The organism is Candidatus Comchoanobacter bicostacola (assembly GCF_024172705.1).
Taxonomy (GTDB): Bacteria; Pseudomonadota; Gammaproteobacteria; order Comchoanobacterales; family Comchoanobacteraceae; genus Comchoanobacter; species Comchoanobacter bicostacola.
On record NZ_CP092900.1, the window covers coordinates 56,324 to 68,401 of the forward strand.

Genomic DNA, 12,078 nt, shown 5'->3' on the forward strand with positions numbered 1-12,078 from the left:
GCAATAGATAATTAATATATTCAAATAAAATATGATAGAAGTAAAAAGTTTATATAAATAATGTCATCAAAATATATTGGAGAAAAATAATGGGCCAACATAAAAAAGAGGGGGGGGGAGAAAAGGCCAATAAACATTTAAACCGTTTAGGATATATATTTATATTTTCGTTATTAACTGCTTTTATCTATACATTATTTTTTATTGACAGTACGTGGAATTGCTGATATTTTCATGATAATTAGAAATAAATAGAGTTTAATAATGAGTTTTGTAAAGAAAAGTATTCCTTGGGGAGCCTTGTATTCAAATGCTGAATCTACACAAAGAGCGCGTGCTAATTTGTATATAATAGTAACAAATTCGCCATTAATTTTAATTATAGAAGCACGGTTAAAGACGATCGCGGGGGCACCGGCACAGATGTTAGGTTTTATAACTGGTCTGTACTCTGATGAGAGCTTAGATAGTGTGTATGGAAATGTTGAGAATGCTGCGTCAGTAATGTCGCTGGATGCAACTTGGGTTGGCATGAGCACTCCATCTATCTTAATGACGCATAGTTTCAAGCAGTTTATGAAAAGTATTCGAATGAATATTGTATGGTATGCAGCTGGGCTATTAGTTTATTCATTGAAAGCAATACGTTATCCATTTATGGTAGTAGGGTCACTCTTTTATATGCCAATAACTAAAAATTTTAAAGTGCTAGGGCTTTGGTTTGAAGAGGTAGCAGACATTGTGAAGGGGGTTATTAATATGGCTACGTACCTTCCACGAGCGATAACAGGCATTCGTTACTTAGAAAAAAAGCTACTTAAGGGTATTCAAAGTAAGGTTCATCGTTTTATACCAAACGAGAGAGTAAGTGCTTGGCATATATTTTCACCATTATTAATTTTGACTGTATTGCCTGAATTATTAGTTATGCCTTTAGAGGTTGTAGCGTTGCTTTTTTATAATTTCCGGGCTGTTCCAGAATTTTTAGTACAAAAGATGAGTTTGTTGGGTGCTGTTTTGAGTGGACCTTTTGTTGTATTGTCTAATTTACACTCAATAATTTTTCCTCATAGCCAAGTAGATCCAGTAGCTGAGATCTTACCTATAGGGACTGATAATATAGGTCCACCTCCTGCGTACTCGCTGCCTTTGGGCCTTCCTACGTATCACCAGGCAACATTTCCAACTCTACCATTTTAACTGTATGGGCAGCTAAGCTGTGTAATATAACATGTTAATAAGATTAAGTGCTGAGCTTATAGGCTAGTCAATCATCAGTGGTTGTGCCTTTCTCAAAAATATGGTACTATCCGTGATAAAAAGGTATAAATATGAATGAGTTGGGAAAGTTTGTTGACTGTAGGGTTCTGTATAGAAATGGCCTCGCTAGTGATGGTGTTGATGGATTTGTCGGAATAGATTTAGATCTTTCGGGAGATGGAAGTGCGCTAGCTTTTTGGTTGGGGTTTTACAGCAATGATTTCTTAAATAGGGTATACGGAAATAGTAGAGACGCTGCTCTGACAATGAGCATGAATACTAGCATTAATGGTCTATTTTTTGGATCAGTAAAGAGAGAATCAATTCGATCTACTAGTTTGTTTTTAGTTTATTGTTTATTAGCCATGATATTTCGTTTATTGGTTGTTCCGATTTTTTATCTACTTAAAGCAATTCGATATCCAATTATGCTGATAGGCTCTTTATATTTCATTCCTAAGACTATGAGTTTTAGACAGATCGGGTTTTGGTTTGAAGAGCTGGCAGATATTGTGAGGGGGCTTGTAGACTCGCTGACTTATCTCCCTAGGCTATTAATAGGTGCTGCCTATATAGAATCCAAGCTTAAGGGAAGTATTTCTACTAAGATGATCAATGATTCAAATGATGAAACAGTGAGCTCATGGTGGTATCTGTTGTCTCCAGTATTGTTATTGAGTGCGCTACCACAAATTGTTCTTTCCCCATTACATGTACTGGCTCTGCTCTTTTATAATCACCGAGCAGTTCCTAGGTTTTTACTTCAAACGCTTCATTTATTGTTCTCTGTGGTATGTGGACCTTTTCAAGTGCTCTTTAACATTCATCCATTATCTTATAATAACGATTTTGGGCCACCTCCGTATGCTGATAGGCCACCTCCTTATGCCCCTTCTGCAGAAGATGCTGGTAATCTAGAAGATCGTGCAGAGCCAACAGCTAGAATCTTCGCAATTTAAGCGATAGGTAAAATACTATGAATGATTTATTAAAAATGTTTTACGGGCTCTTGCCCGGAAAAAGTGATGAAAGGGTGAGCCGTTTAAATGTATGGGGCTTATATACAAACAGTAGTTTAAAAAGACTCTACTGTGATTATGCTTTTTCTGCATATGCAATGTATTCTAATATTGCATATATTTTACCGTTCTTGATCCATAAGCGTGGTTGGGCACCATTTATAGCTGCATTCTTTATGATGCAGGTTTTATTTGTCCCGTATTTATTGAAGATACTTCGTTACCCTATAATGGTTATCGCTTCTTTGTTTTACATGCCTATAACTGGAAACTTCAGAATGCTTGGGTTGTGGTTTGAAGATATTGCTGAGATAATTGTTGTTCAAGTAGAATATGTAACAATTATTCCAAGGTTACTAACAGGTATTTACTTTTTAGAGGGAGTCGTGGATAGATACGCATCATCGATGAATAGAAACCAATCCTTTCAGTTAGAGTATGTGTGGTTGCTTTTATCCCCATTAACACTGATTAAAAGTGGCGTTCAACTAGCAGTTAGTCCACTCTATATGTTGGCACTGTTGTTTTATAACTATTCTGCTATACCGTTTTTCTTACAGCTAACTATTAAAAATGTTTATGTATCCTTGTTTGGACCTGTTCTTTTCTTATTAGAAGGCCTAAAGGCGTTATTTGAGGGTAAGCAAACAGTTCCTGTCTATTCCTCTAAACCTTACCGAATAGATGAGCTCGTGAGGATTGCTCAGCATACCATCAACCAGCTAAGTGGCTTGATCTCATTTGATCATCTTAGTTCTGAGATGAGTGTAGGCAAATCAGGGCCTGTTGCTTGATCTAGTTATTAGGTTTCAATAGAGGTGAGGTAGCAGCATAAAAAAAAGCAGCCTAGATGGCTGCTTCTTTCAAAGATGTTCGTAATTAAAATTTGAAATTGACACCCGCTGAAAAAATGGTACCGTCTTGATCTAAAGAATTTCCGTTTGATGAAACATCTGGCTCTGCAGTATAATTAAAGACTTTTGTAAGTGAAGTCTTAAATGAGTAATGGTCTGATAAACTTACGCTTGATGATAATCCAAAATAAACCCCAGCGCCATTTTCTTTATAGGTTACCCCGTCTGCCTTTATCGTGTCTTGGTTGTTTGCATAACCCACAACTAATCCCATCGTAGCTTCTTCGGAATTCAAGGCATAGTATGTAAATTCAGCACCGTATCCTAGACCATCAGTTACCTCAGTTTTATCAGCAAAAGCAGAAGTAATTGTAATGTCAGCATTACCACCGGCATCTTTGACATTAATTTTATTTCCACTGCCTGCAGCTGCTGTATAGCCTACACTTAGCGTTTGGTCAGCTACTGCTGCTCCTGATGAAACCTCGTCATTTGTTCCTACTGTGTAGTTTGTAATATTCGTATCACCTTTCACAGGCGTATCAACCAACAAGTTTGCCTTTCCTTTACACAATACGTAGTCATTCGTTGATCCTGAATTTACGTAAGCTGTTACTGCAAATTTCTCTCCTACATTAGTTGATACCCCGAATGTAAGGTAATCATTAGCGTTTCTAGAGTGGTTTCCTACGATAGTTGTAATGCTCTTAGTTTCTGACTTGCTTGAGTTTCCTAAATCGTATTTTGTGATTCCTCCAAAAACACTTATCTCCGCATTTGCAAATGGCATTGCAGCAGTTAATGCTAATAATCCTAATCTTAATGTCTTCATCACTCTCTCCATGTGTATAAAATCCTATTTCCAAATTAACATTAAAAAAATGCGTTGTCACTACTAGATTTCAGTTTTTTTTAAAATTTAGAACATTATGCTAATAAGTGCATAATATGCCTGCTCAATATTTACAGTAGCCGTATCTTTTCTAGAGAGTGAACCTAGCACTGATGCGCCAGCTTCAACTGCAGCTTTTATGCCGTAAGGTGTATTGCTTATGGTGGCCCTAGAGTATAAAAACAATAGATGTGCATCATAAGTCTTGAGAGTAGAACAACTGGTTTCAATAAGCTCTGTTTCACTAAATCGGTACATAGCGCCGAGACTGACTTCATTATTGTCTTGTTGAGCGATACTATATTCAACCCCTAAACCATAATTTAGGGTTTCTTTGGTCTCTATTTTTCGACTATCTGTTTTTAAGTTGATAGTTAGTTCAGGGTTTACGTTAGAGATTTCAATATCATAACCATCAGCACACTCAATATGTTTCGTTGGTGTATTATTCACAATATTCAGCGCTGGGTCAGTATTATTTGTAGATGTTTCAATTTTGGCGGTGCCATAGTTATGCCCATAAGTAATTTTATCACCTATATTTGTCTCTACCAGGCCTCTGAGTTTGAATTTAGAGGATGCCTTGAATTGCAGCTCTACCCCCGCATTTTGAAAATATAGGTCAGGGTAAGCATCGAGTTTTGTGATTAAAGTCCCATTACGAAGGTATCCACCAGCATTAAAGTGAGTGATGTCAAAGCGCTTGGCCTGCGGTAACGTGCACAGGCTGGTGAGGAAGATAATGCCTAGAAGGGTGCGTTTGTTCCAATAAATCATAACTTTTGATGGTTGATGTTGTACATAGCACTGAGCTTGGTGCTCATGCTCCATTGAATATCGTGTTCAGTATTTTCTTTCTTTACAGTGCCCTGGATTGGGTAGCCTATGCTTGCTTCTATAGCAAGACCGCCTGATGTTTTAAAAAGTGCTGAAGCTGTTGCTTCTATTCCTCTATGTAGATAAATGTTTTCTGTTGCACAGGACCCTTCTTCAGTTGTTGTTTCATCATATGCATAGTGAACCCCGAGTGATGCAGTGCCATATTGGTTGTTGATCACGGCTAAATCAATGCCGCAATGCGCATACGTTGCATGTTTGATTGTGAGGTGCTTGTCACTAGACGTCACCTTTAGTTGTAGGTTATTATTGGTATTGCCTCCACTGGGTGTAATGGCTAGAATCTTTCCATCACAATCTGAATTGACTGTTTGCGTTGTATATGTAGTAGTAGATAGTAAGTCCTTGCCGTCTATGGTTACGGATCCAGTGCCTGCGGTGTCACCATTGGTGTCCCAGCTAGTAGTAGCAGGGGCTGTAACTTTGTAGGTTATGTTACCAGCACTTTGATTGTACTTTAGGTCATTAATCGATGCTCCTACCCCTAACGATATTCGAATGATACTGATGGGGCTGACGTTAATTTGTAAGCCAGCGGTATTGGTATTTAATCGTGGGAACTGATCTAACTCAACCAAGGTGGATTTTCCCATAGCAAAACCGCCTAAAAAGACTTCTGGTTTGGGTTTTGGGGGTGGCTCTCTAAAAGCATGGCTGTTAAATGTTAAAAAGAGTAGGGCAACATAAGGTAAATGACTCATGACCTGCTGAATTGCAGTATGATTGAAGTTGTTGTGATGACAACTCGTATTTAGCGGGTTAGCTTCCATGGTCATGTTAAGGCTCCTTGCACTTATAAGATACTATAGCGTTTTGCTACAATTAAGTCATTAGTAATTTACGTCAGCATTAAACTTAATTAAATTATTTTAAGAGAGATTCAGCAGAATAAAGGCTTTAGTCTTATATGGCTTTGTAAGAAAAGTGATGTAAGTTTAATCATGCTACCATGCCTAGCGCTTGGGGGGGGTAAGGTTATACTTGACATGTTAGGAGAATTGTACTATCTTGCTGATAATAATAACAATATTTAGGTGAAGTTATGATGAGTAATAATATATAAGTAAGTGGCTTTCTGGACGAATATGTTGCTACACAAGTAGAAATGATGAGGCAAGAAAGTCCTCAGTTGAATACTCTTGTATTGCAGCGCAGTGCTTACTTGGAGGATGCTTCTTTTTCTGATTTAGAGGGGTTTGACTATTTACAGTCTCAATCGCGAGTGAGAATTGGACATGGTACCTTTGAGGCTAGTTCCTTTAGATCGGTGACGATTGGTCCGCGCTCATTTGTAGGCCAGAAAGCTTTTGCGGGTTTACAGAACCTATCCTTATTAACCCTAAATGCAAATGTTGGTTTGAGCACTGAGGCTTTTCATGGATGTTCGCGGTTGCGTATGTTGGTGTTAAAGGGTGCTATTGGTCGTATTGCTATAAGTGCTTTTTCAGGGTGTGATAACCTACGTTTGGTAGCACTGAGTTATGAATGCTTTACTTGGCTGAGGGCGTCTTCAGTGAATGTTAGGAGATTGATTAGGCTTCGGATAATGTTGCCAAGATGCCGCTTTGTGTTGGTGCCCCCGAGGCCTTCTAGATGTATAGATCTTAAAGCCTTTCGACGATTTGGTGGACAGGGAGCAATTGGTTTAAAGGTTGTGCAGGGTCAGTCATCGCGTCCTCTTGCTTCGCTGAGTATATAGTGAGTGATTGAGTTTGTTTAACATCAATAAAAAAAGCCACCTAGTAGTAAACAGGGTGGCTTTTCTTTGTTAGTCTGGATGTTAAATACTCCGGCCAGCACTAACTTTGACGATGCCTCCTGAGCGAGGGCTTGAGCCCGTGGTCGTTCCGCTTTCAGTGGCTGCTAGATCATTATTAAGGGTTGTACCGACTGTGGCGCTCACTGTGAAACCCCTTCCAGATTCACTATCTGCTGAGTGATTGTCTGTTGCAACTGTTATGCCAACAAAAAGTCCATTTACTTCCTTTTTGTATGCGCCCGCTGTGTCTTCTGCTGCTACGTTGTAGTGCCCTGCTGTAAGACCAGCTTTTACGCATTCCTGTTCAAGGAAAGCGGGGAATACTGATGCTGAAATTAAGTACTGGATCCCGTCAGGTTCCGTATGAGTGCCGTCAACGTAGTCCCCTAAATGGTCGATATTAGTGATTATGCTTCCATCAAGACTAACAGCCAGGTCTTCAGAAAGTTGATAGTTAGCATTTAGAGCAGGGCCTGCGCCTATTACTGTAACAGCGCCTGTGTCAGTTGCACCAGCATTAATAATTACAGTCTCAATTGATGCGGTAAGGTCTATATTACTTAAGCCCTTAGCCGCTGAGACTGTTAATAGTGACGATAATCCAAGAAGTGCGATGTGTGATTTATTTATAAGAGTGTGCTCCATGCTCATTTGCTCTATAGAAGTTAGCATTTTTTTAAAATAAAGTCACCTTTAAAGTTTAGCTGTCTTTCATCGCATCAAAGAATTTGCTGTTGGTTTTGGTCGCTCTAATTCGTTTGATTAGGAACTCAGTAGCTTGCCCATCTTCCATTGTGTGCAGGTACTTTCTCAAAATCCAGCAATAATTAAGCTCTTCAGGGCTGAGTAGTAGCTCTTCTTTACGGGTTCCAGACAGTTTTACATTAATGGCTGGATAAACACGTTTCTGTGCGAGATTTCTATCTAAGTGGATTTCGTGGTTTCCAGTTCCTTTGAACTCTTCGTAAATCACTTCATCTGCTTTAGATCCAGTATCAATAAGCGTGGTTGCAATAATGGTTAAACTACCACCTTCCATAATATTACGTGCTGCACCAAAGAATCGCTTTGGGCGCTGCAGGGCTGCTGCAGAAACACCACCTGATAATATTTTACTATCAGAGGCTGCAACATGGTTGTATGCTCTTGCTAGTCGTGTGATTGAGTCTAGAACAATCACGACGTCTTCACCGTTTTCAGCTAATCGTTTAGCCTTTGCTAGCACCATTTCAGCAACTTGGATATGACGCTGAGGTGGGTTATCAAAAGGACTGGCAATGATTTCAGCAGGGATGTCCCTAGCGTTGTCAGTGACCTCTTCAGGCCGCTCATCAATTAATAGTACAAATAGCTTACAATCGGGTTTTTTCTTTAAAATGCTGTTTGCAATGCCTTTGAGTAATACGGTCTTACCTGCTTTTGGAGGTGCTACAATTAAACAACGACTTCCTTCACCGATGGGTGCAACAATATCAATAATTCTGTTCATGGCATCATTACTGCTGCCTGAGCCATCCTCAAGCGTAATACGCTTGGTCGGGAATTCAGCTTTTCTATCACCAAATGGGACAATGTGTGCTTGTTCTTTTGAAGGTCGCATATTAATTTCAGTGACATCTTCCACTGCAAAATAACGCTCACGCGGCTTTGGCACTCTGATCTTTGCTTTTGAGAAGATAGCACCTGTTTTTAAACGATACTGTTTAATGAGTTGGGGTGATACATACAAATCATCTGGCCCAGCAAGGTAGCTGGTTTGTGGTGATCTTAAGAAACCGTAGCCATCTTGTACAATCTCTAAAACACCTGCATCGTTACCTTCCATAATCAGTTGAAAGCCTTTCTTTACCAACAGTTTTTGTATGCTAAATAAAAGCTCTTGTCTGGATTGTCGATGATACTCAAGTCCAATTTCTTTTGCTTTCTTATAGAGCTCTTTAATATCCATGTTGCGTAATTCAATGATATTAAATTTAGGTCTGGGCTGGGGTGTGTGTTGTGCATCAGGCTTGGGATGAGCATTAGGCTTCTGGGCTAAAGGTGCGCCAGGTTTTGTATTTTGTGGTGCATTTGGGTTGCTTTTTGTATTGCTTTCTGTGCTCATTATTCGCTCTGTTGAGATTGTGTGGTGGATTGTGTGATAAAGTCTAGTATTTGTGCTTTCGATAACGCGCCAACTTTTCTGCCAACGATAGAACCGTTAACAAAGAATAGCAGCGTTGGGAGTCCTTTTACGTCATAAGTGCGCATGCACTCAGGGTTGGCAACAATATCTATTTTACAGACGGATATATCCGTGATCTCGTTAGCAATTTCATCAAGAATAGGAGATATTCGTTTACATGGAGGACACCAGTCTGCCCAAAAGTCAACCAAAACTGGTTTTGATGCTTCTAGAACATCTTTTTGAAAAGATTGATCAGTCGTATGGATTGTATTCATAGTATAATTACCTGTTAATCAGGGAGGGTAAATTACAATAGCAGAAGCGCTATTTTTACAAGTCTATGCCATGATTTACGTGCTGTCAACAATTTTGGTAATATTTATTGTTTATGCTTCTGTAAATACTTTGGTGTCGCTGAGTTGCTCAATCATTGATTGTAATTCGGATTGGCTCTTGTAGGACAAGATGAGTTTACCCTTGTGCTCTGACCCTGTAACTTTTGCGGTTATGGGGAGCGTAGTGAGCAAGGGTTGCGCCCAGTCGTTGTTTGTTGCGGGTGTGCTTTTAGGTTTATTCATTCGCATGATCAATGCTTCTACCTGTCTGACGGATAGTGATTGGGCAACTGCTTTTTGCGCAAACTCAGGTTGACGCTCTGAGGGAATGGCTAAAATAGCTCTAGCATGACCCATAGATAAAGATTGGTTTCTGACCAAGGCTTTTACTTCTGGGTGGAGCTGGTTAAGCCTGAGTATATTTGTGACACTTGACCTTGATTTTGATACTTGCTCTGCTAGTGCCTCATGAGACATATTATGTGTATCAATTAAACGTGCAAATGCTTCTGCTTGATCAATCACGTTGAGTGACTCGCGCTGGATGTTTTCAATCAGAGCAATAGCTTCATACTCGAGTTCAGATGCTTGTTTAATAATGGCTGGGATATGGGTAAGACCAATCATTTTTGCAGCTCTATACCGTCGCTCTCCAGCAATAATTTGGTATTGGTTGTTTTTTTCTTGAACGACTAAGGGCTGGATAATGCCATGTATTTTAATCGATGCGGCCAGTTCTTCGATAGAAGCTTGAGAAAATGTTTTTCGAGGTTGATCATTATTAGGGCTGACCTCAGAAAGCGCTAAGCTTTGGATCTGGAGTGCTTGGTCAGATTGTTTAATATCGCTGAGCAGTTCATTTAGCCCCATGTCACTTAAAGCGCGACCAAGTCTTCTGTTTTTACTAGGCATCTTGCTGCTCCAATTGTTTAGTTAATCGGTTCAATTCTCCTGCTAAGGCTAGATATGCAATGGCACCTTGAGAACTTTTATCATAAGTGAATATACTTTCACCAAAACTAGGGGCTTCAGCAAGCCTGATATTTCGGGGGATAACCGTTTGTAGGAGTTGACCCGTAAAGTGTTTACTCAACTCATTGGATACGTCAACCGCAAGTCGGTTTCTCCCATCATACATCGTTCTTAATAGGTAAAGCTTATGTGAGACTTGTAACTGCTTAGAAACGGAGTCAATGGTTTGTAGTAACTTGGCTAACCCCTCTAGTGCATAATACTCACATTGTATTGGGATAAGTATGTTTTGTGCGCTGACTAATGCATTGATGGTTAGAATGTTCAAGCTAGGAGAGCAATCAATCAGAATAAAGTCATAGGATCGATTCAGTGTAGCCAGTGCTTGTTTAAGCTTGGACTCTTTGTCTTGTGTTTTAAGTAATTTTAGCTCAGTTGACGTTAAGTGATAGTCTGCTGGTAGCACATCAAACCCCTCTGGGCTTTGGTAAATGGCATCATTAATGGGGATGTTGCCTTCAAGAACAGAACCGACAGAATGAGACCACTGGTCCAGCGTTGCTGTAGATGCATTGGTTTGGGGGTCAAAGTCAATGAGTAAAACAGAGCGTTTCATTCTCGCATATGCTGCTGCTAGGGATACTGCAGTTGTTGTTTTTCCAACGCCCCCTTTTTGGTTGATGATTGCAAAGATTTTTTGACTCATGGTTCCTCGAATTCATAACTTTTTTTATCTTAGCATAATCATGAGGAGTAATGGAGCAGTTGCTACAATCAAATACAGAACTGTATGGTTTTCAGCATATTTAATGCCGGCATTAAAAAGTTACTAACATTATGTAGGCTAAATCAAGGTCGGGGCGGCAATTAATCTTTTATCCACAGTATACTTATATGTTATATATAGCTTATTACAGTTGATTATCACTCGTTTTTTAGGGGGTGTTTTGGGCAAGGCCTTGATAAAAAGTGTTGAGTCGGTAGATTGTAAGTAAAGGAGAGTTTAAATGATACGTTCAATAACACAGCGCGTACAGCGTGCACTGGGCAACACACAGCGGTCTCTTTCTAGGGCTGTTGGTGTGTTACGTGGCTTGAAAGCGTTAGATGAAGACAGTTTAGCGCTGTTTAAGAAAAAAATGATTGAAGCGGATATGGGGGGAGCATTAACAGATCAGTTGATTGCTCATCTAAGAAAAAACTTTGCTCAGGGCATAGAAAATGATGCTGCGGTTGTAAATTGTTTAAAGACTTTTTTAGTCAATCTCTTTGTGCCAGGGCAGGCATTGTTTGAGGATAAGACGAATGTCGTCATGATGCTAGGTGTGAATGGTGTAGGAAAAACAACAACGATCGGAAAGTTATCTGCATACTATAAGAAAAAAGGCATGTTGGTTGGGGTGGCTCCAGGGGATACATACAGAGCAGCGGCTTTTGAGCAGCTACAACATTGGGCGAATGCTACCGAGGCGGTGATGTTTCATCAGCCTGGTGTGAGCGATCCTGCTGCAGTCATGTATGATGCGCTGCAGTGTGCACAGGATAAGGTAGATGTGTTGCTTGCGGATACAGCGGGCAGAATGCATGGTGCGCATAATTTAATGGATCAGCTGAATAAAATGAAGCGTGTAATGGGTAAAATTGATGCACATGCACCACATCATGTATGGTTGGTAGTCGATGGCAGTTTAGGGCAAAACAGTATCATACAGGCGCAAACCTTTCATGAAAAGGTAGGGTTGACGGGGGTTGTTATTACTAAGTTAGATGGTTCAGCAAAGGGTGGTGCGTTATTTTCGATTGCGCAATCGCTGAAAGTACCCGTTTATTTTGTTGGGCTGGGTGAGCAGGTTGAGGACTTACAGCCATTTGATCCAGAGGCATTTGTTTCAAGCGTATTGGATCTGGCTGAGTGAAGGGTGT

13 protein-coding genes are annotated in these 12,078 nt (G+C 39.9%); 5 read left to right on the plus strand and 8 right to left on the minus strand.

What is annotated here, in order from left to right:
* Window positions 1-264 precede the first annotated feature (264 nt).
* From MMH89_RS00230 to MMH89_RS00240, 3 genes are all read left to right on the plus strand, one after another.
* Window positions 265-1,200 carry a hypothetical protein gene (locus MMH89_RS00230; RefSeq protein ID WP_258568377.1) on the plus strand — a complete coding sequence of 312 codons (936 nt, stop codon included), beginning with the start codon at window positions 265-267 and terminating at the stop codon, window positions 1,198-1,200.
* Window positions 1,201-1,331: 131 nt separating this feature from the next.
* Window positions 1,332-2,219, plus strand: coding sequence for a hypothetical protein (locus MMH89_RS00235; protein ID WP_258568378.1), 888 nt, complete (start codon window positions 1,332-1,334; stop codon window positions 2,217-2,219).
* A gap of 17 nt (window positions 2,220-2,236) precedes the next feature.
* The gene (locus MMH89_RS00240) at window positions 2,237-3,073 is read left to right on the plus strand and encodes a hypothetical protein (protein ID WP_258568379.1); all 837 of its coding nucleotides are present in this window, start codon (window positions 2,237-2,239) and stop codon (window positions 3,071-3,073) included.
* An 85-nt stretch (window positions 3,074-3,158) separates the two neighbouring features.
* Here MMH89_RS00240 and MMH89_RS00245 read toward each other — a convergent pair whose 3' ends face one another.
* From MMH89_RS00245 to MMH89_RS00255, 3 genes are all read right to left on the minus strand, one after another.
* On the minus strand, window positions 3,159-3,965 hold the full coding sequence (locus MMH89_RS00245) for a hypothetical protein (protein WP_258568380.1): 807 nt from the start codon (window positions 3,963-3,965) through the stop codon (window positions 3,159-3,161).
* Window positions 3,966-4,052: 87 nt separating this feature from the next.
* Window positions 4,053-4,802 (minus strand): hypothetical protein, encoded by a 750-nt coding sequence (locus MMH89_RS00250; RefSeq protein WP_258568381.1) that lies wholly within the window; start codon window positions 4,800-4,802, stop codon window positions 4,053-4,055.
* On the minus strand, window positions 4,799-5,698 hold the full coding sequence (locus MMH89_RS00255; RefSeq protein ID WP_258568382.1) for a hypothetical protein: 900 nt from the start codon (window positions 5,696-5,698) through the stop codon (window positions 4,799-4,801). Before MMH89_RS00255 ends, MMH89_RS00250 begins: the two co-directional genes overlap by 4 nt.
* Before the next feature lie 332 nt (window positions 5,699-6,030).
* Here MMH89_RS00255 and MMH89_RS00260 point away from each other — a divergent pair, with 332 nt between their 5' ends.
* Window positions 6,031-6,621: a leucine-rich repeat protein gene (locus MMH89_RS00260; protein WP_258568383.1), complete on the plus strand. Its 591-nt coding sequence runs from the start codon at window positions 6,031-6,033 to the stop codon at window positions 6,619-6,621.
* A gap of 81 nt (window positions 6,622-6,702) precedes the next feature.
* Here the strand turns inward: MMH89_RS00260 and MMH89_RS00265 are convergent, their stop codons facing one another.
* The 5 genes from MMH89_RS00265 to MMH89_RS00285 all read right to left on the minus strand — a co-directional run bounded on the left by MMH89_RS00265 (window position 6,703) and on the right by MMH89_RS00285 (window position 10,861).
* The gene (locus tag MMH89_RS00265; protein WP_258568384.1) at window positions 6,703-7,353 is read right to left on the minus strand and encodes a hypothetical protein; all 651 of its coding nucleotides are present in this window, start codon (window positions 7,351-7,353) and stop codon (window positions 6,703-6,705) included.
* Between the two features lie 28 nt (window positions 7,354-7,381).
* The gene (rho, locus tag MMH89_RS00270) at window positions 7,382-8,629 is read right to left on the minus strand and encodes a transcription termination factor Rho (protein WP_425491990.1); all 1,248 of its coding nucleotides are present in this window, start codon (window positions 8,627-8,629) and stop codon (window positions 7,382-7,384) included.
* 155 nt (window positions 8,630-8,784) lie between these two features.
* Window positions 8,785-9,123, minus strand: a complete 339-nt coding sequence (trxA, locus tag MMH89_RS00275; protein ID WP_258568386.1) for a thioredoxin — start codon at window positions 9,121-9,123, stop codon at window positions 8,785-8,787.
* A 111-nt stretch (window positions 9,124-9,234) separates the two neighbouring features.
* A complete protein-coding gene (locus tag MMH89_RS00280) occupies window positions 9,235-10,095 on the minus strand; it encodes a ParB/RepB/Spo0J family partition protein (RefSeq protein ID WP_258568387.1) in 861 nt (286 codons plus the stop codon).
* Window positions 10,088-10,861, minus strand: a complete 774-nt coding sequence (locus tag MMH89_RS00285; protein ID WP_258568388.1) for a ParA family protein — start codon at window positions 10,859-10,861, stop codon at window positions 10,088-10,090. Before MMH89_RS00285 ends, MMH89_RS00280 begins: the two co-directional genes overlap by 8 nt.
* A 301-nt stretch (window positions 10,862-11,162) precedes the next feature.
* Here MMH89_RS00285 and ftsY point away from each other — a divergent pair, with 301 nt between their 5' ends.
* Window positions 11,163-12,071, plus strand: coding sequence for a signal recognition particle-docking protein FtsY (gene ftsY, locus MMH89_RS00290; protein WP_258568389.1), 909 nt, complete (start codon window positions 11,163-11,165; stop codon window positions 12,069-12,071).
* Window positions 12,072-12,078: the final 7 nt, after the last annotated feature.